Source organism: Pedococcus sp. P3_C7 (assembly GCF_056402615.1).
In genome coordinates this window covers 178,991-201,938 of the sequence record NZ_JBFUHC010000006.1, presented here as the reverse complement: position 1 = coordinate 201,938, position 22,948 = coordinate 178,991, and the positions used below count along the sequence as shown (strand labels likewise).

Annotated in this window: 18 protein-coding genes and 1 pseudogene; 12 read left to right on the top strand and 7 right to left on the bottom strand. The window is 69.5% G+C overall.

Annotation, left to right across the window (positions count from 1 at the left end; genetic code table 11):
- Positions 1-88 precede the first annotated feature (88 nt).
- Positions 89-4,078, top strand: a pseudogene (locus AC1DS4_RS09270) (S8 family serine peptidase); the annotation flags it as partial.
- A gap of 64 nt (positions 4,079-4,142) precedes the next feature.
- Here AC1DS4_RS09270 and AC1DS4_RS09265 read toward each other — a convergent pair.
- Complete coding sequence (locus AC1DS4_RS09265) at positions 4,143-5,345, bottom strand: N-acetylglucosamine-6-phosphate deacetylase (protein WP_477632753.1); 1,203 nt, start codon at positions 5,343-5,345, stop codon at positions 4,143-4,145.
- Positions 5,342-6,238 carry an SIS domain-containing protein gene (locus AC1DS4_RS09260; protein ID WP_477632752.1) on the bottom strand — a complete coding sequence of 299 codons (897 nt, stop codon included), beginning with the start codon at positions 6,236-6,238 and terminating at the stop codon, positions 5,342-5,344. The genes AC1DS4_RS09265 and AC1DS4_RS09260 overlap by 4 nt, the downstream gene beginning before the upstream one ends.
- 300 nt (positions 6,239-6,538) lie before the next feature.
- Between AC1DS4_RS09260 and AC1DS4_RS09255 the strand changes: the two genes are divergently transcribed.
- The 5 genes from AC1DS4_RS09255 (at position 6,539) to AC1DS4_RS09235 (ending at position 11,233) form a co-directional block, all read left to right on the top strand.
- Complete coding sequence (locus tag AC1DS4_RS09255; protein WP_477615569.1) at positions 6,539-7,807, top strand: extracellular solute-binding protein; 1,269 nt, start codon at positions 6,539-6,541, stop codon at positions 7,805-7,807.
- 2 nt (positions 7,808-7,809) lie between these two features.
- Positions 7,810-8,814 (top strand): carbohydrate ABC transporter permease, encoded by a 1,005-nt coding sequence (locus AC1DS4_RS09250; RefSeq protein WP_477632751.1) that lies wholly within the window; start codon positions 7,810-7,812, stop codon positions 8,812-8,814.
- Positions 8,811-9,701: a carbohydrate ABC transporter permease gene (locus AC1DS4_RS09245; RefSeq protein ID WP_477632750.1), complete on the top strand. Its 891-nt coding sequence runs from the start codon at positions 8,811-8,813 to the stop codon at positions 9,699-9,701. Before AC1DS4_RS09250 ends, AC1DS4_RS09245 begins: the two co-directional genes overlap by 4 nt.
- Positions 9,698-10,507: a DeoR/GlpR family DNA-binding transcription regulator gene (locus tag AC1DS4_RS09240; RefSeq protein ID WP_477623300.1), complete on the top strand. Its 810-nt coding sequence runs from the start codon at positions 9,698-9,700 to the stop codon at positions 10,505-10,507. The genes AC1DS4_RS09245 and AC1DS4_RS09240 overlap by 4 nt, the downstream gene beginning before the upstream one ends.
- 102 nt (positions 10,508-10,609) lie before the next feature.
- Positions 10,610-11,233, top strand: a complete 624-nt coding sequence (locus AC1DS4_RS09235; protein ID WP_477632749.1) for a histidine phosphatase family protein — start codon at positions 10,610-10,612, stop codon at positions 11,231-11,233.
- A 30-nt stretch (positions 11,234-11,263) separates the two neighbouring features.
- Here AC1DS4_RS09235 and nucS read toward each other — a convergent pair whose 3' ends face one another.
- Entirely contained in the window at positions 11,264-11,959 is a 696-nt protein-coding gene (gene nucS, locus AC1DS4_RS09230; RefSeq protein WP_477615564.1) for an endonuclease NucS, read from the bottom strand.
- A 79-nt stretch (positions 11,960-12,038) separates the two neighbouring features.
- Here nucS and AC1DS4_RS09225 point away from each other — a divergent pair, with 79 nt between their 5' ends.
- The 3 genes from AC1DS4_RS09225 (at position 12,039) to AC1DS4_RS09215 (ending at position 14,657) form a co-directional block, all read left to right on the top strand.
- Positions 12,039-12,443, top strand: coding sequence for a hypothetical protein (locus tag AC1DS4_RS09225; RefSeq protein WP_477615563.1), 405 nt, complete (start codon positions 12,039-12,041; stop codon positions 12,441-12,443).
- An 84-nt stretch (positions 12,444-12,527) separates the two neighbouring features.
- Positions 12,528-14,306 (top strand): 3-hydroxyacyl-CoA dehydrogenase family protein, encoded by a 1,779-nt coding sequence (locus tag AC1DS4_RS09220; protein WP_477632748.1) that lies wholly within the window; start codon positions 12,528-12,530, stop codon positions 14,304-14,306.
- 51 nt (positions 14,307-14,357) lie between these two features.
- On the top strand, positions 14,358-14,657 hold the full coding sequence (locus AC1DS4_RS09215; protein ID WP_477623303.1) for a hypothetical protein: 300 nt from the start codon (positions 14,358-14,360) through the stop codon (positions 14,655-14,657).
- A gap of 135 nt (positions 14,658-14,792) precedes the next feature.
- Here the strand turns inward: AC1DS4_RS09215 and AC1DS4_RS09210 are convergent, their stop codons facing one another.
- The 3 genes from AC1DS4_RS09210 to mce form a co-directional block, all read right to left on the bottom strand.
- On the bottom strand, positions 14,793-16,139 hold the full coding sequence (locus tag AC1DS4_RS09210; RefSeq protein ID WP_477632747.1) for an AI-2E family transporter: 1,347 nt from the start codon (positions 16,137-16,139) through the stop codon (positions 14,793-14,795).
- Between the two features lie 49 nt (positions 16,140-16,188).
- Complete coding sequence (gene ccrA / locus AC1DS4_RS09205; protein WP_477632746.1) at positions 16,189-17,529, bottom strand: crotonyl-CoA carboxylase/reductase; 1,341 nt, start codon at positions 17,527-17,529, stop codon at positions 16,189-16,191.
- A gap of 113 nt (positions 17,530-17,642) precedes the next feature.
- The gene (gene mce / locus AC1DS4_RS09200) at positions 17,643-18,083 is read right to left on the bottom strand and encodes a methylmalonyl-CoA epimerase (RefSeq protein WP_477615558.1); all 441 of its coding nucleotides are present in this window, start codon (positions 18,081-18,083) and stop codon (positions 17,643-17,645) included.
- 82 nt (positions 18,084-18,165) lie between these two features.
- Here mce and gatC point away from each other — a divergent pair, with 82 nt between their 5' ends.
- From gatC to gatB, 3 genes are all read left to right on the top strand, one after another.
- Positions 18,166-18,462 (top strand): Asp-tRNA(Asn)/Glu-tRNA(Gln) amidotransferase subunit GatC, encoded by a 297-nt coding sequence (gene gatC / locus AC1DS4_RS09195; protein WP_477615557.1) that lies wholly within the window; start codon positions 18,166-18,168, stop codon positions 18,460-18,462.
- Between the two features lie 107 nt (positions 18,463-18,569).
- Complete coding sequence (gene gatA / locus AC1DS4_RS09190) at positions 18,570-20,087, top strand: Asp-tRNA(Asn)/Glu-tRNA(Gln) amidotransferase subunit GatA (protein WP_477632745.1); 1,518 nt, start codon at positions 18,570-18,572, stop codon at positions 20,085-20,087.
- Between the two features lie 5 nt (positions 20,088-20,092).
- Positions 20,093-21,628 (top strand): Asp-tRNA(Asn)/Glu-tRNA(Gln) amidotransferase subunit GatB, encoded by a 1,536-nt coding sequence (gene gatB, locus AC1DS4_RS09185; RefSeq protein ID WP_477632744.1) that lies wholly within the window; start codon positions 20,093-20,095, stop codon positions 21,626-21,628.
- An 81-nt stretch (positions 21,629-21,709) separates the two neighbouring features.
- Here the strand turns inward: gatB and AC1DS4_RS09180 are convergent, their stop codons facing one another.
- A complete protein-coding gene (locus tag AC1DS4_RS09180) occupies positions 21,710-22,900 on the bottom strand; it encodes a PQQ-dependent sugar dehydrogenase (protein ID WP_477632743.1) in 1,191 nt (396 codons plus the stop codon).
- Positions 22,901-22,948: the final 48 nt, after the last annotated feature.

The following is a 22,948-nucleotide window of genomic DNA, read 5'->3' as shown; positions in this document are numbered from 1 at the left end:
AACCAGTGGGGGCGCGTGTCCTTCACACGTGACGGGCGATCCCCGGGGCGAATGGTCGTGGCCGCGCGCAGAAGGAGACCACGTGTCGATGGAATCTCAGGGAAGGCGCCGCGGCTACACAGCTGTCGTCGGCGTCAGTGCCCTGTCGATAGTGGCTGCGGCAGCCCTCAGCGCTGCGCCGGCCATGGCGAGCACCCAGCCCAGCCCGGTCAAGCACCGCGGGACCGCCCACAAGGTTCCCGCAGGACTCACCGGTGCGGGCTCCTTCGGGTTGGGCACCCAGCGGTCACAGGCGGAGAAGCTCGACCGCAGCCTCGTGGGTGCCAAGGGCCCGGTCGACGTCATGATCGAGCTCGACCCGGCACCCGCGTCGGCTGCCTACGGCCAGGCTCGGTCGCGGGGTGGCTCGGCAGCCCGGCTCGCTGCGCGCACCCAGACGGCCACGATCAAGCGCGCCCAGGCGTCGGTCGAGGCCCGCTTCGGGGAGTCGCAGACGAAGGCGCGCACCCTCTACCGCGCGCACGCCCTGTACTCCGGTATCGCCGTGCGCACCGATGCGAGCAAGCTGAAGGCACTCGCCGCCATCCCCGGCGTGAAGGCGGTCCACCGCATCACGCCCAAGTCCCCGTCCAACTCCTCGTCGGTGCCGCTCATCGGAGCCCCGGAGGTCTGGAAGGGACGCAGCGAGACCGGTGAAGGCGTCCGAGTCGGCGTCATCGATACCGGCATCGACTACACGCACGCGGACTTCGGCGGACCTGGCACCGGCGCGGCATACGCCACCGCCAAGGCCTCGAACACCTTCACGCCCACCGCCAAGGTGGTCGGCGGCTACGACTTCGCGGGTGACGCCTACAACCCCGGTGACGGCGTTGCCGTTCCGGTGCCCGACCCCAACCCGCTGGACTGCGAGGGCCACGGCTCCCACGTCAGCGGCACGGCGGCCGGTCTCGGCGTGACGAAGGCGGGGGCGACCTACACCGGTGGCTACGCCACCGACATCGACCCCGCGTCCCTGGCCATCGGTCCCGGCGTCGCACCCGGTGCGTCGCTCTACGCACTCAAGGTGTTCGGCTGCGAGGGCGACACCAGCGTCGTGGGCCAGGCCCTCGACTGGGCGGCTGACCCCAATGGCGACGGTGACCTGTCCGACCGCCTCGACGTCGTCAACATGTCGCTGGGCTCCAGCTACGGCTCCCCGGACGACCCGGACGCAGTCGCGTCCAACAACCTCGCCGCCCTCGGCACCGTCGTCGTCGCCTCGATCGGCAACAGCGGCGACGTCTACGAGGTGGGCGGCTCGCCGGGCAACGCCACGCGCGTGCTCGCCGTCGCCGCGTCCGACGACCGTGACTCCGTGGTCGACGGCCTCCAGGTCGACAGCCCCAGCGGCATCGAGCCGGCTGGCACCGTCGACGGCACCCAGGACAACGTGTTCGGGGCGCTGAAGTCGGTGGCCTACGACTGGGCGACCAAGCCCGGCCTGACGAACACCGACGTCGTCACCCTCGGCGACTGGAGCCAGACGGCCTCGGCCACGAACAACACGGATGGCTGCTCGGCCTTCTCCACCGCGGATGCGGCCAAGGTCGTGGGCAAGATCGTCATGACCAAGTGGTTCGACGGCACGGGCCGTCGCTGTGGCTCGGTCGGTCGTTCCGGTCAGGCCAAGGCGGCCGGCGCAGCCGGGGTCATCTTCGGCAGCGACGTGAATGCGTTCTCTGCCGGCGTGACCGGTGACGTGGACATCCCGGCGATGCTCACCGTCAACCAGGCGACCGTCGCGATCAAGGGACAGCTCGACGGGGGAACCCCGGTCAAGGTGACGATGACCAACGCGCTGCGCAACAGCGTGACCATCGTCAGCCCGGGCGCCGTCGACCAGGTCGCGGGCTTCTCCTCGCGGGGTGTCGGCATCGCCGGCAACGTCAAGCCCGACGTCGCAGCCCCCGGTGTGACCACGTTCTCCGTCGCCGTCGGCACGGGCAACGAGGGGATCGCCGAGAGCGGCACCTCCATGGCTTCTCCGCACGTGGCCGGCGAAGCCGCGCTCGTGCGTGGCGCCCACTCCACGTGGACCTCCGAGGAGGTCAAGGCCGCCATCATGAACACGGCGACCCAGGACGTCTTCGTCAGCCCGAACCACACGGGTGCGGTCTACGGACCTGAGCGTGTCGGTTCCGGTCGCGTCAAGGCCGACGCCGCCGTCGACACCACGACCCTGGCCTACGTCAAGGACACCCCCGGTGCCGTCAGCGTCTCCTTCGGGCCGGTTGCCGTGACTGCGGCCACCACGACCCTGACCAAGACCGTGCACGTCGTCAACAAGCGCCCCACCGGGTCGGCGTCGTACACGATCGGCTACCAGGCAGCACACCCGTCCCCGGGTGTGACGTACTCCTTCAGCCCCAGCCAGGTCAGCCTCCCGGCCGGCGGTTCTGCTGACGTCACGGTCACGGCCACCATCACGCGCTCGGCGCTCACGGCGGTCCCGGACCCCACCACGGCAAAGGACCCGCTGACCTACGGCATCGACCGCAGCTACCGCGCTGACGCCAGTGGCCGCATGGTGCTGACGCCTGCCGGTCTCACGCCGGGCTCGGCCCTTCGCGTGCCGGTGTGGTCCGCTCCCCGCCCGGCCTCGGCCATGGCGGCCGCGGCCAAGAGCACGGTCACGGGCGCAGGTGCGGTCAAGAACGGCACGCTGGCCCTCGGCGGCCTGGGTGTCTCCCAGGGCGTTGGCACGACCGGCTACGAGTCGACCGTGTCCACCTTCCAGCTGCAGGCCAGCAGCCCGAAGATCCCGAGCTGCTCCTCGGCCCTGGTCGTCGACTGCATCGCCTTCGCGGACGACCGCTCGGCCGACCTGCGCTACGTCGGTACGGGTTCGGACGCCTTCTTGTACGCCCCCGCCGACATCGGCGGCTCGAAGCTCAGCTTCGGGGTCAGCAGCTACGGTCCCTGGCGCACGCCGGCCTCGTACACCGAGTTCGACGTGTACCTCGACACCAACCCGTCGACCCCGGGCCCGGAGGCCGTGGCCTACAACACGAGGGTGTCCACCACGGACGACTACGACTACTTCGTCGTGGACGTCGTCGACCTTCGTACTGGGCCGAACCGGTTCCACTCGATCTTCGACTCGTCAGCCAACTACGGCCCGGAGTCCGTCAACAACGTCGACGGTTCCTTCGACACCAACCTCTTCAACAGCGACTCACTGGCCCTTCCGGTCTCCGTGGGTGCGTTGAGCGAGGCAGGTCTGGTCGCGGGTGCAACGCCCAAGATCAAGTACTGGGTCGAGTCCTACACCGCAGAGGCCGGTCAGGTCGACGCGGTTGGTTCCGAGGCTGCTCCGATGACCCTCAGCGTGGCCTCGCCCGCGCTGGCGGCCTACAGCGACGACTACGGCACGATGCTCAGCACCGACGCCCCGGGCGCCGTGCTGAATGTCCGTCGCGACGACGCGTCGTACTCCTCGGACAAGCCGCAGGGTCTGCTGCTCATCCACCACCTCAACACCGATGGTGCGAGGGCACAGGTCGTCGCGGTGAAGGCTGCGTCGTCGACCAGGCTCACCTCGAGCTCGACGTCGTACACCTACGGCGGCAAGCCGGTCTTCACGGCCTCGGTCACGCCGTCCACCGCGACCGGGACGGTGTCCTTCAAGGACGGCGGCAAGGTCGTCAAGACGGTGGCGGTCAGCGGTGGCAAGGCGATGTGGACCGCGTCGGGCCAGACCCGTGGGACGCACTCGATGACGGCCACCTACAACGGAGATGCGATCACGAACGCCAGCACCTCCGCTGTCGTCAAGGTCACGGTCAAGGGGCTGGTGAGCAAGACCTCGCTCAGTGCCAACGACCGCGACTTCTTCAAGGGCTACCGCCCGACCCTGACCGCCACGGTCAGCCCGTCGGCTGCCACCGGAACGGTGACGTTCCGGGACGGCTCGAAGGTGCTGGCCAAGGTCGTGGTGACCAAGGGCAAGGCCGTCTACCGGGCGCCGGTCCTGGCGCGCGGCACGCACAAGCTGACGGCGACCTACAACGGGTCCGGGGCCTACAACCCCTCGGCCTCGGCGGCGGTCGCCTCTCGGCAGGGGCCCAGAGCCGTCTCGGCCAGAAGTGGAAAGGCGTGGGTCAGAGCCAGGTGCCGCGTCGCAGCACCCGCTGCACCGACAGGTCCTCGTCAACGACGACGAGGTCGGCTGCGGATCCTGCTGACAGCGACCCGACCCCTGGCAGCGCCAGCGCCCGCGCCGGGGTCGCAGAGGCCGCCTTCACCGCGTCGGCCAGCGGGATGCCCAACCCGTCGACCAGCCAGCGCACCTGGTCCACGAGGGTGCTCACCCCGCCGGCGAGGCTCCCGCTGTCGGTCAGGCGGGCGGCCCGATCGCGGACCGTGACGTCGAGGCCGCCCAGCGAGTAGGCGCCGTCAGGGAGGCCGCTGGCAGCCATCGCGTCGCTGACCAGGGCGATGTGGTCGGCTCCCACCGCGTCGAACACCATCCGCACCGTGCCACCGTCGAGGTGGACGCCGTCGGCGATCAGCTCGAGCACCGCCTCGCCCCGCGCGGCTGCGGCGATCGACGCGGCGACCGGTCCCGGTGCCCGTGACAGGAGCGGTGGCATGCCGTTGAAGAGGTGGGTCACGAGCGGCAGCCCACCCCGGGCGCCTTGTGCCGCAACGGATTCCAGAGCGCGCGAGGCGAGGCTGTAGTCGGCGTCGGTGTGCCCCAAAGAACCCAGAGCGCCGACCCGAGCGAGTGCCGTGGGCACGGCGTCGCCTCCGTCGCGCTCGGGCGCCCACGTCATGTGGGCGAACGAACCCTCCCCGCCCGCCTCGGCCAGGTCTTCGACCAGGGCGACGTCGGCGTCGATGAGGGCGGCAGGGTTGTGGGCGCCGCACCGGACCGTGGACAGGAACGGCCCTTCGAGGTGTATGCCGGCCAGCTCGCCACCGCGCACCAGCTCGCCCAGGGCGTGTGCCCCGTCGAGCAGGGTCCGTGCCGGGGCCGACACGAGTGACCCGATGACCGTGGTCGATCCGTGGTCGTGGTGGTGCGTGGCGGCCCTGCGCCCGCTCTCGACATCCGGCCCGAACTCGCCACCGTTGCCGCCGTGGCAGTGGATGTCGACCAGACCCGGCAGCAGGGTCAACCCCGGACGCCACCCCTGTGGTGAGGCGACACCCACCCAGTCGGGAGGCAGGGAGCTGCGCTCACCGGCATACGTGACGACGGTGTCCGTGACGGCGACGGCGCCGTCGGCCACGACGCGGTCCGGCAGGACGACGGTGCCGGTGAGCAGGATGCGGTGGGCGCTCGGGGTCGCAGGGGTCACGTGAGGATGATGGACCGTGACAGGTGCCGGGGTCGATCCGGGTCCACGCCGGCCTGCTCCGCCTTGGCGACGCAGAGTCGGTGCAGGCGCACGAGGTCGGCCAAGGGGTCGATGTCCCGGTGCTCGAAGTGGGCACCGGTGGCGCGGACGTCCTCCGGCAGCCCCTCGGGGACCTCTCCGAAGGCCCACGTCGCCCGTCCCGCGGTCGCGATGCTGATGGGGCCGTGGCGGTACTCCATGGCGGGGTAGGCCTCGGTCCAGAACTGCGCCGACTCGCGCAGCTTCAGGGCTGCCTCCTGGGCGAGCCCGTTGGTCCAGCCGCGTCCCACGAAGGTGATCTGCTCGACGTCGCGCAGGCCTGCGAACGCGGTGTCGGCGTCCTGCGCGAGGACGTCCTCGGCGTCGGCGATGGCACTCGTGAGGTCCTCGCCCAGCGTGGCTCGCAGCAGCGCGAGGGTCGTGGTGGCGAAGCGGGTCTGGACGACCGACCGCTCGTCGACCTCCGGCAGCATCAGCTGGTGGGTGCTCAGGGAGGGGATGGGCGTCCCCTCGGTCGCGACGATGGCGGTGGTGACCTGTCCGCGAGCGTTCAGTGCCTCGAGGAGCTCCACCACCTCGGTCGTCGTGCCCGACCTGGAGATGGCCACGACGTGGTCGTAGGTGCGCTCGAGCGGGAACTCGCTGGCCGCATGGGCGTCGGTGTGGCCGTGGCCCGCCGACTCGCGCAGGGCGGCATACGCCTGGGCCATGTAGAAGGACGTCCCGCACCCGGTGACGGCGACGCGGGCGCCGTCGGAGGGGAGGGCCGCGCGGGCCTCGGGCACCCGGCTCAGGACGGCTCGCCAGTCGGCGGGCTGGGTGGCGATCTCGGCGGCCAGATGCGTGGTGGACACGACGCGGAACTCCTTCAGTGAGTGGATAAGACCGAACTAGATGGTCTTCCATCAGATTCGATCAGTCAAGAGGAGGGCCTATTTACCCCGGTTTGATTGGATTGACCCCTGAGATTGCCTCAAATTCCTCCGCCAGGAGGCTTGACTGGACCACGGTGTGGGGCCAGTGTGTTCTCGAGCCTCGCTGATCCTGAGCGAAGCGCGCGTTAACCGCTACGAAACGATCAATGTTGGAGCGATCAGGGGCGGAACCGGTCAGGCAACGGCGCCTGATCGTCCACGAGAGATGTGAGGTATGACGTGAGCACCAGACGACACCTGCCGGTTGCAGGTCTGATCGCGGGGACCGCGGTCGTGGCACTCGGCCTCGCGGCCTGCGGAGGCGGGACGGGAGCCGGTTCCACCGACGGCGGAGGAGGATCGAAGAAGGGGACGACGATCAAGCTCGTCGCAGCCGAGTACTCCAAGGACCACACCAAGGCCTTCTGGGACCAGTTCGCCACGGCGTACAAGGCCAAGACGGGCAACACCCTCGAGGTGCAGATCGTCAGCTGGGACGACATCGACCAGCAGAGCTCGACGATGGTCCAGAACAACAACCCGCCGGACATCCTCAACCTCAACGCCTACGCGAGCTACGCCAAGGACGACCTGCTGTACAGCTCCGACGAGGTGCTGTCCGACTCGGTGAAGTCCGACCTGCTCGACGCGTTCGTGAAGTCGGGCACCTACAACGGCAAGATGTACGGCATGCCCGACCTCAGCTCGGCCCGGGCGATGTTCTACAACAAGACCCTCTTCAAGGAGGCCGGCATCGCCGCGCCGCCCAAGACCTGGGCCGAGTTCGAGGCGGACGCCCAGAAGATCAAGGACCTCGGCAAGGGCACCATCGGCTACGGCCTGCCACTCGGCCCGGAGGAGGCCCAGGGCGAGTTCTCGATCTGGCTGTTCAACAACGGCGGTGACTGGAAGAAGGACGGCAAGTGGGCCATCAACAGCCCCGAGAACGTCGAGACGCTGACCTTCCTCAAGAGCCTGGCCACCAAGAAGCTGACCCAGAACAACCCCGGCAAGTCCAACCGGCAGGACGCCTTCGACCTGTTCGCGTCCGGCAAGGTCGGCATGGTCGTCGGCTTCTCCCCGCTGGCCGGGACGCTCGACAAGGACAAGAAGGTCGACTACGCCGTGGCGCCGATGCCGACCAAGGCTGACGGTGGGACGCCGCAGACGTTCGGCGTCACCGACTACCTCATGGCCTTCAAGAAGAAGGGGAACCAGGACGCGGTCAAGGCGTTCTACGACCTCTACTACCAGAAGGACCAGGTCAACACCTTCATCAAGGCAGAGGGCTTCCTGCCGGTCACCAAGTCCGGCATCCAGGAGTTCTCCTCCGACGCCGCGCTGAAGACCTACCTCGAGACCCTGCCGAACGCCCACCTCACGCCGACCGACGACCCCACGTGGGACAAGGTCAAGCTCGCGGTGCAGCAGAACCTCGGAACGGCTGTCACCGGCGACCCGAAGGCGGTCCTGGACAAGCTCCAGCAGTCCGCCGAAGCCGGCGGCTGAGCGTGACCCAGCCCATCGGGGCTGGAGCGGGTGTGGTCGGGCAACCGGCCGCACCCGCACCATCCGCCCCGCCCTCGCCGCCGAGCCGTCATCGGGGAGTCCGGTCCGCACGGCACGGTCGCGGCGGACGAGTCTCCGGCTGGACCGCGCTGCTGTGGCTCGGCCCGGCGCTCGCCCTGATCTTCGGGGTGGTCGTCTGGCCCGCGGTGGAGCTCGTGCGGGCTTCGCTCTCGCGGTACTCGATCACCGGTCTGCGCAAGGGTGACGCCGGGCTGGACAACTACCGCAACGTCCTGGCCAACGAGAGCCTCGGCACGGTCCTGACCAACACCCTCGTCTGGGTCGTGGCCGTCGTGGTGCTGACCATCCTGATCAGCCTGGGTCTGGCCCAGTTCCTGACCAAGGACTTCTGGGGTCGCCGGCTGGTCCGATGGGCCGTGATCGTGCCGTGGGCGGCGTCGCTGGTCATCACCGCGCGCCTGTTCACCCTGATCTACAGCTACTACTACGGCACCCTCAACGCCGTGCTGCTCGACCTGCACATCGTCGACACCCCGATCGACTTCCTCGGGAGCGACCGCCTGATCATGTCCTCGATGGTGGCTGTCGGCGTCTTCGTGTCCATCCCGTTCACCGCGTACGTCTTCGTTGCCGGCCTCAACGCGATCCCGACCGACGTCTACGAGGCGGCCCGGATCGACGGGGCGTCGCCGTGGAAGATCTGGCGACTGATCACCCTGCCCCTGCTGCGGCCGGCGATCCTCGTGGCCACGGTGCTCAACATGATCTACGTCTTCAACAGCTTCCCGATCATCTACACGCTCAACGAGTCCAACCCGGGCTTCAGCCACGACACGACGATCACGTTCATGTACAAGCTCGCCTTCAAGAGCGCGGAGAAGGACGTGGGGCAGTCGGCTGCGGCCGGCCTGTTCAACGTCTGCCTCATCCTCGTGGCGGTGCTTGTCTACCTGCGGGTCTCCCGCTGGCGCGAGGAGGAGTCGTGACCGCCACGACCACGACCAAGGGTATGCCGCGTGGCGCGGCACCCGAGCCCGCCCGCCCGAGCGGCTGGCGCGGCATCCGCCCGTGGGCGATGCCCCTCATCGGCCTCGGCGTCGCGTTCGCCTTCGTCTGGCCCTACCTCGTCATGCTGCTCGACGCGTTCCGTCCGAGCAGTGACGTGGTGCGGACGCCGCCCTCGGTCCTGCCCGAGGTGTGGAAGTGGACGACGTTCTCCGAGGTCCTCGGCGACGAGCGCTTCCTCCACTGGCTCCGGACGTCGGTGATCGTGGCCGTCGCCTCCACGGCGATCGTCGTCGTGGTCGCCATCCCGGCGGCCTACTTCACCGCACGCTTCAAGTTCCGTGGGCGGATGGCCTTCCTGTTCCTGGTCCTGGTCACCCAGATGTTCTCGCCGACCTCCCTGGTGGTGGGCATTTACCGCGAGTTCTTCACGGTCAACCTGGTCAACACCTACCTCGCCCTCATCCTCACGAACGCGGCGTTCAACCTGGCCTTCGCGATCTGGATCCTGCACGGCTTCTTCGCCTCGATCCCGCGCGAGCTCGAAGAGGCGTCGGAGCTCGACGGCTGCGGGAGGCTCGGCACCCTGTGGCGGGTCATGCTTCCGCTCACGCTGCCCGGTCTGGTGACGGCCACGATCTTCACCTTCATCGCAGCGTGGAACGAGTACGTCGTGGCGCTGACCCTGATGCTCGACGACGCCAAGAAGCCGCTCACCGTCGGGATCAACTCCTACGTCACGGGCTACGAGCAGAACTGGGACCAGCTGTTCGGGGCCTCGATCATCGCGATCGTCCCTGTCGTGATCCTCTTCGCCCTCATCGAGAAGCACCTCGTGGGCGGACTCACCTCCGGAGCGGTCAAGTGAGCGAGCCGGACGGGCGCAGCATGGACCGTGGCGCGCGCTGGAGTGCGCTGCTCGGCCTGCTCGCCGAGCACGGGCGGCTCAGCGTCGCCCAGGTGGTGGAGTCGCTGGGCGTCTCCGAGGCCACCGTGCGTCGCGACTTCGGGGACCTCGCGGCCCAGCAGCTCGTGACCCGCACCCACGGCGGCGTGGTGGCCAGCGCGGTGGCCTACGACCTGCCCGTGCGCTACAAGCAGGGGGGCGGCGACTCGGCCAAGGAGCGGATCGCCGCCTGCGCCGCCGACCTCATTCCGGAGGGTTCCGTCGTGGGCTTCAACGGCGGCACGACGACCAGCGCCACCGCGCGCAAGCTCGCGGCCAGGGCAGACCTCGCGGCGTCGTCCCGGCGTCCCTCGATCACGGTCGTGACCAACGCGCTCAACATCGCGACCGAGATGGTGCTGCGGCCGTTCATCCGCTGCGTCTCGCTCGGTGGGGTGGCGCGGCCCGAGTCCTATGAGCTCTCGGGCCCGCTGGCCTCGATGGTGCTCAGCGAGCTGTGGCTGGACACCGTGGTCCTGGGCGTCGACGGCGTGTCCGCCGTCGGCGGCGCGACGTGCGAGCACGAGGGCGAGGCCGGGATCAACTCGCTCATGGTCCAGCGCGCCGACCGCGTGGTGGTCGTGAGCACTGGGGACAAGGTGGGTCGACGCGCCTTTGCCCGGATCTGCTCCTCGGAGCGGATCCAGGTGCTCGTGACCGACGCGACCGCACCGGCTGCCGCGCTGGCCGAGATCCGGGCGGCCGGCGTCACGGTCGAGATCGTCTGAGGCGCCCGCCTCACACCAGCGCCACGCGGTATACCCACCATCGCACGGTCGCTCGGTGGCACAGATCACTCGGGAGCCGCTGCGGGTTCTACCCTCGAAGCCATGAGCGACCTGCACTGCGCCGCCACCCTGCTCATCGCGCGCCACGGCGACGCCGAGTACGGCCACCCGTCGGTGCTGTCCGACGAGGGTGGCTGGCTGTCGCCGAAGGGCGTCGAGCAGACCGAGTCCCTGGCCGCCGCAGTGGCCACCCGCAGGATCGCCCGGGTCTACACGAGCACCTTCGCCCGGGCCATCGAGTCGGGCGCGATCGCCGCGCGGACCCTCGGGGTCGAGGCGCGGGCCGTCCCCGGGCTGGAGGAGTTCTCCGTCGGGGCCCTGGCTGGTCGGCCGCACGACGACCCGGAGCTCGCCTCGGTCTTCAAGTCCTGGCTGCACGGCGACCTGCGACGGTGCATCCCCGGCGGGGAGACGGGGGAGGAGGTCGTGGCCCGGTATCGCGAGGCGCTGCAGGGGATCGCCGACCAGTTCAGGGGTGAGACCGTGCTGGTCTTCTCGCACGGCGGCGTCATGTCGTTCGTCCTGCCGCGGATCTCCGGGAACGTCCGCGACGACCTCGCCGCCGCCAAGTACCTCCCCAACTGCGCCGTGGCCGAGGTGTCGGTGGACGGGGACGGCTTCGAGGTGCTCAGCTGGCCGGGATCGACCGACCGCGCCGTCGTCTAGCTCCTGTCGGTCGTGCCGTTCCGTCCCCGGCTAGAACAGGCGGTGCTCGCTGTTGTCGATGCCCTTGAGGGCGTCGTAGTCGAGCGTGACGCAGCGGATGCCACGGTCCGTGGCCAGGGTGCGCGCCTGGGGCTTGATCTCCTGGGCGGCGAAGACGCCCGTGACGGGGGACAGGTGCGGGTCGCGGTTCATCAGCTCGAGGTAGCGGGTCAGCTGCTCGACGCCGTCGATGTCGCCCCGGCGCTTGATCTCGACGGCGACCGAGCCGCCCGTGGCGTCCTTGCAGAGGATGTCGACCGGGCCGATGGCCGTCATGTACTCACGTCGCACGAGGCTGAAGCCCTCGCCCAGGGTGTGGATGTGCTCGGCCAGCAGCTTCTGGAGGTGGGCCTCGACGCCGTCCTTGATCAGCCCCGGGTCGACGCCCAGGTCGTGCGCGGAGTCGTGGAGCACCTCGTGGATGAGCACCCGTAGCCGGTCCTCCGACTTCGCGTGCTGCACCTGCCACACGGCGGTGACCCCGTCGGCGGCCTCGTGGGTCTCGGGCTCGACCTCGGCCATTGCGCACGGGGGCGACATCCAGTTCAACGGCTTGTAGGAGCCGCCGTCGCTGTGGACGAGCACGGAACCGTCCGCCTTGACGAGCAGGAGCCTCGTCGCCAGGGGGAGGTGGGCCGACAGACGCCCGTCGTAGTCCACCGAGCACTTCGCAATGACCAGCCGCACGAGGGGTCACTCTACGGCCCGCGGACCGTTGCGCGTGCCGGGGTGCTGAGCGCACACTCATGGGCAAGAGGTGAGTGGTATGCCGTCCGTCCTGGGCAACGTTGCCGGTCTCGCTCTCGTGATGGGCACCCTCGTGAGTGGGGTGCGCTGGCTCACCACGGGCCAGCCACCCAGGCTGCTCGAGCCCACCGTCACCAGGGCGCAGTCGTGGCGCGCCTCACGGCGCCCAGCGGTGGAACCCATCCCGCCCGTCCTGCTGGCCCTGGAGCTCAGCCGTCTCGCCGCGCACATCCGCCGGGTCGAGGAGGGGGACCAGCCCCGCAAGGCCGAGCGGCTGATGTCGGCGCGACTGGCCTACGACCACGCGTTGCGTGACTACTGCAAGGCGGTGGACATCCCGGTGCCGACCGCGATCCGCGGGCTGTCCCGCGAGCAGCGCTTCCACATGGAGTCCGCACTGATCGGGGCCGGTCACGACTGGTGAGACCTGGTGACCGAGCAGGCAGGGTGGTGACCGTCACGCTGCCCGGGGGTCCACGCGGCATACCTGCTCTGCCAGACTCGCGGCATGGCTCGTGAGTTCAGCAAGGTCGGAGTAATCGGTCTCGGCACCATGGGTGCGGGCATCGTCGAGGTGTTCGCCCGGAACGGCATCGACGTCGTGGCAGTCGAGGTCGACCAGGCGGCGGTCGAGAAGGGACGTGGGGTCCTCGAGCACTCCACGGGTCGGGCTGTCAGCCGCGGCAAGCTGAGCGAGGAGGACCAGGCGGCGCTGCACGCGCGAGTGCACTTCACGTCGAGCCTCGACGAGCTCGCCGACTGCCAGCTCGTCGTCGAGGCGGTGCCGGAGCACCTGGAGCTCAAGAAGGAGCTCTTCGGCAAGCTCGACGCGATCGTCGGCCCCGATGCCGTCCTCGCGACCAACACGTCGTCGCTGTCGGTCACCGAGATCGCGGTGGCGACCGGCAACCCCAAGCGGGTCGTCGGAATGCACTTCTTCAACCCCGCCCCCGTGCTGCAGTTCGTCGAGGTGATCCGCACCGTCGTCACCGAGGACGAGGCGTTCGAGGACGTCAAGGCGCTCGCGATCCGGCTCGGGAAGCAGCCGGTCATCGTGGGGGACAAGGCGGGCTTCATCGCCAACGCCCTGCTGTTCGGCTACCTCAACCACGCCGTCTCGATGTTCGAGTCGCGCTATGCCAGCCGCGAGGACATCGACGCGGCGATGAAGCTGGGCTGCGGCTACCCGATGGGTCCGCTGGCGCTGATGGACCTGATCGGACTCGACACCGCCTACGAGATCCTCGACACGATGTACAAGCAGGGCCGCGACCGCCTGCATGCCCCGAGCCCGGTCATCAAGCAGATGGTCAGCGCCGGACTCAAGGGTCGCAAGAGCGGCCGTGGGTTCTACACCTACGCCGAGCCCGGCAGCAGCCAGGTCGTCGACGACGCGCTCACCCCGGCGTCGGCCGGCGAGTCCGGGGCCACCCTGCGCGAGGTGCGCACCGTCGGTGTCGTGGGTTCGGGAACCATGGCGACCGGCATCATCGAGGTCTTCGCCAAGGCCGGCTACGACGTCCTCTACGTCACCCGCAGCCAGCCCAAGGTCGACGCGGTCACGGCGGCCATCACCAAGTCGCTCGAGAAGGCCGTCCAACGCGGCAAGCTGAGCGAGGACGACCGCGCCGCGGCGCTGGGCCACCTGACCGGTACCACGTCCCTGGACGACCTGGCCACCGCTGACCTCGTGGTCGAGGCCGTCGTCGAGGACCTGGCCGTGAAGAAGGCTCTCTTCGAGAACCTCGACGAGATCTGCAAGCCGGGCGCGATCCTGGCCACCACGACGTCGTCGCTGCCCGTCGTCGACTGCGCGGCCGCCACCTCGCGCCCGCAGGACGTCATCGGGATGCACTTCTTCAACCCCGCCCAGATCATGAAGCTCGTCGAGGTCGTCCACACGGTCTCGACGGCGCCGGACGTCGTCGCGACCGTCCAGGACGTCTGCGCCAAGGTCGGCAAGCACGCCGTCACGTGTGGCGACCGCTCGGGGTTCATCGTCAACGCACTGCTGTTCCCCTACCTCAACGACGCCGTCAAGATGCTCAACGCCAACTACGCGACTGCCGACGACATCGACACCGCGATGAAGACCGGCTGCGGGCTGCCCATGGGGCCGTTCGAGCTGCTCGACGTCGTCGGCAACGACGTGTCTCTGGCGATCCAGCGCGAGCTCTACCTCGAGTTCCGCGAGCCCGGTTTCGCGCCGGCCCCGCTGCTCGAGCACATGGTCACGGCCGGCTACCTCGGCCGCAAGACGGGGCGCGGGTTCCGCACCTACGCCTGAACGCCGCCGCTGCGGCGAGGGCGCTGGTGCGGTTCTGCGAGAATCGGATCCATGCCCCGAGCCAACCGGCGTCGCCGTGACGACGCCCCGCTGAACCTCGACCGCGCGGTCGGGGGGACCGCACGTCGGGAGGGGTATGCCGGGGGCGAGTGGTTCGTTCGCCGCGTCACCGGCAGTGGTGCGAGCCGCGCCTACCTGTGTCCGGGCTGCCAGCAGAACATCCCGATGGGCACGCCGCACGTGGTGGCGTGGCCCGCCGAGGGGATGGGTGGCCTGGACGACCGTCGGCACTGGCACACGCCCTGCTGGGAGGCGCGCGACCGCCGGCACACCCGCGGCGCCACCCGCTGACCCACCCCAGACCCCGGCGTCCTCGGCCGTCGATCTGGGGCGTCAGTGGCACGGATGAACGTGACAGGCGCGAATCCAGGTCGATCCGTGGCGCTGGTGGCGCGGATGGCCGCACCAGCACGCTGGCCAGCGAGATCAATGACGGCGCTGCCGCGGCAGCAGGACCTCTTCGTAGAGCAGCAGCAGGCCGGCTGCCACGGGGATCGCGAGGAGCGCACCGAGGACACCGAGGAGCGTGCCGCCGGCGAGGGCCGCGACCACGGTGACGGCGCCCGGAACCGACACGGTGCGCTGCATGATCCTGGGCGCGACGACGTAGTTCTCGACCTGCTGGTAGACCACGTAGTAGATGATCGCGATCACGGCCTTCTTGGGCTCGTCGAAGACCGCGACCAGGCAGACGACCGAGGCCCCGATCGTGGCACCGACCATCGGGATGAGCCCGAGGAAGCCGACCGCCACCGCCAGCACCGCGGCATACGGGATGCCGACGATCAACATCATGATCCACGAGCAGATGGCATTGATGGTCGCGACGGCGACCTGGCCCGCGGCGTAGGAGCCCGTCCTGCGCATGATCTCCTCTGACAGCGAGATGACCCGGGGACGACGCGAGGCCGGGACGATCGCATAGGCCCCCTGCTTGACCCGCGGGAAGGACGCGAGCAGGAAGAGCGTCAGGACGAGCACGGTGAAGGTCTGGAAGATGCCGCCGATGACGGCGGCCCCGACGCCGAGCACGCCGCCGAAGACCTGGCTGATGAAGTTGCCGTCGGTGATCCGCTTGTTGAACTCGGCCTGGATCTTGTCGACGACGTCGTAGTGCCGGTCGAGGTCCTTGACGAAGTTGCTGCGCAGGATCTGGTCGAGGTAGTCGGGGGCCTTCTGCGCGAGGTCGCTGCCCTGGGTGATGACTGGTGGGACGACCACGAGTCCGAGCAGGGTGAAGACGGCCACGACGCCGGCGAAGACCACCGCCACGGCTCCGCCGCGGCGCATGCCGTGGCTGGTGAGGAACTCGACGAGCGGGTTCAGCGTGAGGGCGAGGAAGAAGGCGATGACGACGAGCGTGAGGACCGTGGTGAGCCGACCCAGGGTCTGCCACAGCAGCAGGGCGGTGAGCACGCCGATGCCCCCGACGAAGCCCATGTAGAACGGTGACTGCCGGTTGAGCGGTCTCCCGGCCTGTCCGTAGCGGCGGCCCCGCCCCTGCTCCTGGCCACGCCCACGCTCCTGGTCGTCGCCCTCGTCGATGCGGTTGTCTCTCCCGTCGGCGAGTCCCTGGTCGCGGCCCCCGTCGGGGCGTCCGTCAGCGCCGGCCTCCCCGTCGTCGCCCGACCGGCGAGCGGGCAGGATGTCCGCGAGCAGGCCGGTCGGCGAGAAGGTCGTCTCGGACTCGGCGACCTGGTGCGGATGGTTGCTGGCGAGCAGGGCGGCGCGCTGAGCGCGGCGGAACTCACGCCACCTGTCCAGGGCTGACATGGGTCCGAGCCTATGGCACGGCAGGACGACGCCCGGGCATCGCCGCAGGTCAGGTGTTGCGGAACCGGTCGATCTGCGGGAGCAGGGCGGCCCGCTTCTCGGCGTCCGTCACGCCGAGCCCAGCCTCGGGGGAGAGGGTGAGCACGCCGACCTTGCCCTGGTGGGCGTTCCGGTGCACGTCGAGCGCAGCCTGCCCGACCTCGTCCATGGTGTAGGTCTTGGAGAGGGTGGGGTGGATGAGGCCACGGTTGATGAGCTCGTTCGCCTCCCACGCCTCGCGGTAGTTGGCGAAGTGGCTCGAGATGATCCGCTTGAGGTTCATCCACAGGTAGCGGTTGTCGTACTCGTGCATGTAGCCCGACGTCGAGGCACAGGTGACGATGGTGCCGCCCTTCCGCGCGACGTAGACGCTGGCCCCGAAGGTCTCGCGCCCGGGGTGCTCGAAGACGATGTCCACGTCGTGACCGCCGGTGAGCTCACGGATCTTCTTGCCGAGCCGCTGCCACTCACGCGGATCCTGCGCGGTGTTGTCGTCGTTCCAGAACTTGTAGCCCTCGGCGCTGCGGTCGATGATCAGCTCGGCGCCCATGTCGCGGCAGATCTGGGCCTTCTCCGGCGAGGAGACGACGCAGATGGGGGTGGCGCCACCGGACAGCGCCATCTGGGTGGCGTAGGACCCCAGACCACCTGAGGCGCCCCAGATCAGGACTCGGTCGCCCAGCTTCATGGCGGCGCCGTTCTTGGAGATCAGCTGGCGGTATGCCGTGGAGTTCACCAGGCCGGGAGAGGCCGCCTCCTCCCATGTCAGGTGGGCCGGCTTGGGCATCAGCTGGTTGGACTTGACGATGGCGAGCTCGGCGAGGCCACCGAAGTTGGTCTCGAAACCCCAGATCCGCTGCTGCGGGTCGAGCATGGTGTCGTTGTGGCCCTCGGCGTCCTCGAGCTCGACCGACAGGCAGTGCGCGACAACCTCCTGGCCCGGCGTCCACTTGGTGACTCCGGGCCCGGTCCGCAGGACGACACCGGCGAGGTCGGAGCCGACCACGTGGTAGGGCAGGTCGTGCCGCTTGGCGAACTCGGAGGTGCGGCCGTAGCGCTCGAGGAACCCGAAGGTCGACACCGGCTCGAAGATCGAGGTCCACACGGTGTTGTAGTTGATGGCGCTGGCCATGACGGCGACGAGCGCCTCACCGGGTGCGAGCTCGGGCACCGGGACGTCGTCGAGGTGCAGCGACTTGCGCGGGTCCTTCTCCTTGGTGGGCAGGCCCTCGAAGATGCCCACCTCGTCCTTGTGCACCGTCACGGCGCGGTAGGTCTCGGGAATGGCCAACCCGGCATACGTCTCCCGGGTGCGGTCCCCGGAGAGGATGGCGTCGCGGATTTCCTGCATGGGTCTGTCTCCTCGGCGTCGTCGGCACGGCTGCAGGCGAAACTACTGCGGAGTAAGGCAATCGGGATGCTGGTGAGACTCCGGTCACGCGGTGACCTACCTCACGCCAGCCGTCAGTGGGTCTCGTGGGCAGGCTGGACGAGCTCGACCAGGATGCCGCCAGCGTCCTTGGGGTGGATGAAGTTCACCCTCGAGTTGGACGTGCCGCGCCGCGGCTCGTCGTAGAGCAGCCGCAGACCGCGGTCGCGCAGCACCTGACTGACGGCCTCGACGTCCTCCACGCGGTAGGCAACCTGCTGGACGCCCGGCCCGGAGCGGTCGAGGAACTTCGCGATCGTCGACTCCGGTGACAGGGGCGCCAGCAGCTGGATGTGCGACCCGCTGCCGCCGACCGCCATCATCGCCTCGCGGACGCCCTGCTCCTCGTTGACCTCCTGGTGCGCCAGCGTCATCCCGTAGGTGTCGCGGTAGAAGGTGATCGCCTCGTCGAGGTCGCGCACCGCGACCCCCACGTGGTCGATCGCGGTGAAGAGCTCGGTGGGCAGTTCAGTCATGGTCGCCAGCCTAGGCCGAGCCGGGTATGCCGCGACATGAGCGATGCGTCACGCTCCAGACCGCGCCCCTAGACTGGCGACCATGTCCGCACTGTCCCGGGACGACGTCGCGCACCTCGCCGGCCTCGCCCGCATCGACCTGTCCGATGCCGAGCTCGACCGGATGGTCGGAGAGCTCGGCGTCATCCTCGAGTCCGTCGCCAAGGTGCAGGAAGTCGCCGCGGACGACATCGAGCCGATGTCCCACCCGCTGCCGCTCACCAACGTCACCCGCCCGGACGAGGTCCGTCCGTCGCTCGGGGCGCAGGCCGCCCTGTCCGGGGCGCCGGAGCAGGAGCTGCAGCGCTTCTCGGTGCCGCGCATCCTCGACGAGGACTGACGGGCCACGCCAGACCGAGCCCCGCCGCGCCCACTGCGGCCCACTGCGGCCACCGCCGCCGACCCCATGTCCGCGTCCCACCAGCGACAGACCGAGGACCACCACCCGTGAACTCCGACATCACCCGTTCCAGCGCCGCCGAGCTCGCGCATGCGCTGAGCTCCCTCGAGCTCAGCTCCGTCGAGGTGGTGCAGGCCCACCTCGACCGCATCGCGGCCGTCGACGCCGACGTGCACGCCTACCTCCACGTGGACGGCGAGGGTGCCCTCGCGGCGGCCCGCACCGTGGACGAGCGGCGCGCAGCCGGGGAGGAGCTCCACGTCCTCGCCGGCGTGCCGATCGCCGTCAAGGACGTGATGGTGACCCAGGGACTGCCGACGACCTGCGGGTCCAGGATCCTCGAGGGGTGGATCCCGCCCTATGACGCCACCGTCGTGGCCCGCCTCAAGTCGGTCGGCATGCCGATCCTGGGCAAGACCAACATGGACGAGTTCGCGATGGGCTCGTCCACCGAGCACTCCGCCTACGGCCCCACCCACAACCCGTGGGACCTCACCCGCATCCCCGGCGGGTCGGGAGGTGGCTCCTCAGCCGTCGTCGCGGCCTACGAGGCGCCGTTGGCGATCGGCACGGACACCGGTGGCTCGATCCGCCAGCCGGCCTCGGTCACGGGCACCGTCGGGGTCAAGCCGACCTACGGCGGGGTGTCCCGCTACGGCCTCGTGGCGCTCGCCTCCAGCCTCGACCAGGCGGGCCCGTGCACGCGCACCGTCCTCGACGCTGCGCTGCTGCACTCGGTCATCGGCGGGTACGACCCGATGGACTCCACCTCGATCAACGCCCCGGTGCCCTCGGTCGTCGAGGCCGCACGCCGCGCGGACGTCAGGGGGCTCAGGGTCGGGGTGATCAAGGAGCTCGGTGGCGAGGGCTACCAGGCGGGCGTGCGCGCGCGCTTCGACGAGTCCGTCGCCCTGCTCCAGGAGGCCGGTGCCGAGGTCGTCGAGGTGTCGTGCCCGAGCTTCGACTACGCGCTCGCGGCCTACTACCTGATCCTGCCCAGTGAGGCGTCCTCCAACCTGGCCAAGTTCGACGCGATGCGTTACGGCCTGCGGGTCCTGCCCGAGGGTGTCGACGACCCCAGCGCCGAGCAGGTCATGGCGGCCACTCGTGACGCCGGCTTCGGCGACGAGGTCAAGCGCCGCATCATCCTCGGCACCTACGCGCTCTCGAGCGGTTATTACGACGCCTACTACGGCCAGGCCCAGAAGGTCCGCCGGCTGATCGCGAATGACTTCGAGGCCGCCTTCGGTCAGGTCGACGTGCTGGTCAGCCCGACGGCACCCACCACCGCGTTCAAGCTGGGCGACAAGCTCGACGACCCGATGTCGATGTACCTCCAGGACGTCGCCACCATCCCCGCCAACCTCGCCGGGGTGCCCGGGATGTCACTGCCGAGCGGCCTGGCCGACGAGGACGGCCTGCCCACCGGCATCCAGATCCTGGCGCCGGCAACGAAGGACGAGCGGCTCTACAACGTGGGCGCGGCCCTCGAGAAGATGCTCGTCGACAGGTGGGGCGGCTCACTGCTGGCCAAGGCCCCCCAGCTGACCGCGAAGGGAGCGTGACCACGATGAACACCGCTACGGCCACCGCCGAGGAGATCGTCGACTACGACGAGGCGCTCGAGCGCTACGACCCCGTGATGGGTCTTGAGGTGCACGTCGAGCTCAACACCGCGACCAAGATGTTCTGTGGGTGTGCCACCGAGTTCGGCGCCGAACCCAACACCCAGGTCTGCCCGGTCTGCCTGGGGCTGCCGGGTGCGCTGCCCGTCGTCAACGAGAAGGCGGTGGAGTCGGCCATCCGGATCGGCCTCGCGCTCAACTGCGAGATCGCGCAGTGGTGCCGGTTCGCCCGGAAGAACTACTTCTACCCGGACATGCCGAAGAACTTCCAGACCAGCCAGTACGACGAGCCGATCGCCTTCGAGGGCCACCTCGACGTCGAGCTGTCCGACGGCACGGTCTACCGCGTCGCGATCGAGCGCGCGCACATGGAGGAGGACACCGGGAAGTCGCTGCACATCGGTGGCGCCACCGGACGCATCCACGGCGCAGACCACTCGCTGGTCGACTACAACCGGGCCGGCATACCCCTCATCGAGATCGTCACCGAGCCGCTGACCGGTGCCGGTGAGAGGGCGCCCGAGGTGGCCAAGGCGTACGTCGGTGCGCTGCGCGAGCTGCTGCGCGCCCTGGGCGTCTCCGACGTCAAGATGGAGCAGGGGTCGCTGCGCTGTGACGCCAACGTCTCGTTGCGCCCCAAGGCCACCGGGGACCAGAGCCAGGACGACGTGCCGCTCGGCACCCGCACCGAGACCAAGAACGTCAACTCCCTGCGCAGCGTCGAGCGCGCGGTGCGGTACGAGATCACCAGGCACGCGGCGATCCTCGACAAGGGCGACAAGATCATCCAGGAGACACGACACTGGCACGAGGACACCGGGGTCACGACGAGTGGCCGCGAGAAGTCCGACGCCGAGGACTACCGGTACTTCCCGGAGCCTGACCTCGTGCCCGTCGCACCGACGCGCGAGACGGTGGAGGAGCTCCGCGGCACCCTGCCCGAGGCCCCTGGCCTTCGCCGCAAGCGGCTCCAGGCCGAGTGGGGCTACAGCGACCTCGAGATGCGTGACGTCATGAACGCCGGGGCGGTCGCGCTGATCGAGGAGACGGTGGCTGCGGGCGCGACCCCGGCCGGCGCACGCAAGTGGTGGACCGGTGAGCTGGCCCGTCGCGCCAACGTCGACGGCACCTCCGTGGAGGACTTCGGCGTCACGCCTGCCCACATCGCCGAGCTCGACGGTCTGGTCCGTGGGGGCCGCCTCAACGACTCGATGGCCCGCCAGGTCCTCGACGGCGTCATCGACGGTGAGGGCACGCCCACCGAGGTCGCCGACGCCAGAGGGCTCGAGCTGGTGCAGGACGACGACGCCCTCGAGGCGGCTGTCGACAAGGTCATCGAGGCCAACGCCGACGTGGCCCAGAAGGTGCGCGACGGCAAGGTCCAGGCCGCCGGTGCCCTCATCGGTCAGGTGATGAAGGAGATGCGGGGCCAGGCCGACGCAGGCAAGGCCCGCGAGCTGATCCTGGCCAAGCTCACCTGAGTTCGTCGCCCCTGTTGGAAGGGGGACTTCCGGATATCCGGACGTCCCACTTCCAAAGACGGGGTGAGGTATGCGCGGGCGCTAGAGGGTTGCCAGGTTGAGCGCGACCAGCTTGTCGTCGCCGGCCCGCGGGCTGCCGCGGAAGGTGTTGCTGGTCAGCACCCACAGCCGTCCGTCCGGACCCGCCACTGCGTCGCGGAGCCTGCCGTAGCGGCCGTGAAGCAGTCGCTTGGGGGTGCCGATGCCATTGGCAGTCAACGGAACTCGCCACAGTGACTGACCCCGCAGGGCTGCCATCCAGACCGCGCCGTTCGCCACGGCGATCCCACTCGGAGACGCGTCGGAGGTCGCCCACTGGGCGAGGGGGTCCGTGAACTTCGAGCGACCCGCCCGTCCCTCGACGACCGGCCAGCCGTAGTTGCGACCCGGCACGATCAGGTTGAGCTCGTCCCAGGTGTTCTGTCCGAACTCGCTCGCGAACATCCGTCCGTCGGGGGCCCAGGCGATGCCTTGCACGTTGCGGTGCCCGTACGTCCAGACGGGGGAGTTGCCGAACGGGTTGCCCGGCGCGGGTCTGCCGTCGGTCGTGATGCGCAGGATCTTCCCGCCGAGGGCGCGCTCGTCCTGGGAACGCTCGGAGTGGCCGGCGTCGCCCGTGGTGACGTAGAGGTAGCCGTCCGGGCCGAAGGCAAGTCGCCCGCCGTTGTGGTTGCCTGCCTTGGGTATGCCGCGCAGCACCACGGTCGGCTTCGTCGCCTTCCCGCCGCTGAAGGTCAGCCGGACGACCCGGTTGTCGTCCGCGGCGGTGAAGTAGACGAAGATGCTCTTGTCGCTGGCAAACCGTGGTGACACCGCCACGCCCAGCAGCCCGCCCTCGCCATCGGGTCGCACACCCGGGATCTCGCCGAGCACCTTCGGCGCCCGGCCGCTGCGGAGGTGCAGCAGCTGCGCCTTGTCGCGCAGCGTGACCAGGGCGGAGCCGTCCGGGAGGAACGCGATGGCCCACGGGACGTCGAGGTTGGTCGCGAGGGTGGAGGTCGCGGGGATGGCCCTGGTTGGGGTCGTTGTCGGGGTCGTCGTGGCGCCACTCGTGGTGGAGCGGCTCGGCGTCGAGGTGGTGCTGGCTGTGGTCAGCACGGGGGCCGAGACGGTCGTCCTGTCGCCGGATCCGTTCGTGCCCGAGCACCCGCAGACCAGCAGGACGGCAGCCACCCCGGTGGTGGCAGCGGCCCCTGCGGAGGTGCGCCGGCGACGAAGCGGTGCACGCGGCATACCCCATTGTGCGTGACGTGGGCGCGTTCGCACCTGACCGCGGCGGGT

Excerpts from the sequence above, each read along its gene's own strand:
- AC1DS4_RS09235 (WP_477632749.1), top strand. The coding sequence starts at position 10,610 with ATGAGCGACCTGCACTGCGCCGCCACCCTGCTCATCGCGCGCCACGGC.
- AC1DS4_RS09225 (WP_477615563.1), top strand. The coding sequence starts at position 12,039 with ATGCCGTCCGTCCTGGGCAACGTTGCCGGTCTCGCTCTCGTGATGGGC.
- AC1DS4_RS09220 (WP_477632748.1), top strand. The coding sequence starts at position 12,528 with ATGGCTCGTGAGTTCAGCAAGGTCGGAGTAATCGGTCTCGGCACCATG.
- AC1DS4_RS09215 (WP_477623303.1), top strand. The coding sequence starts at position 14,358 with ATGCCCCGAGCCAACCGGCGTCGCCGTGACGACGCCCCGCTGAACCTC.
- AC1DS4_RS09210 (WP_477632747.1), bottom strand. The coding sequence starts at position 16,139 with ATGTCAGCCCTGGACAGGTGGCGTGAGTTCCGCCGCGCTCAGCGCGCC.
- ccrA (WP_477632746.1), bottom strand. The coding sequence starts at position 17,529 with ATGCAGGAAATCCGCGACGCCATCCTCTCCGGGGACCGCACCCGGGAG.
- mce (WP_477615558.1), bottom strand. The coding sequence starts at position 18,083 with ATGACTGAACTGCCCACCGAGCTCTTCACCGCGATCGACCACGTGGGG.
- gatC (WP_477615557.1), top strand. The coding sequence starts at position 18,166 with ATGTCCGCACTGTCCCGGGACGACGTCGCGCACCTCGCCGGCCTCGCC.
- gatB (WP_477632744.1), top strand. The coding sequence starts at position 20,093 with ATGAACACCGCTACGGCCACCGCCGAGGAGATCGTCGACTACGACGAG.
- AC1DS4_RS09180 (WP_477632743.1), bottom strand. The coding sequence starts at position 22,900 with ATGCCGCGTGCACCGCTTCGTCGCCGGCGCACCTCCGCAGGGGCCGCT.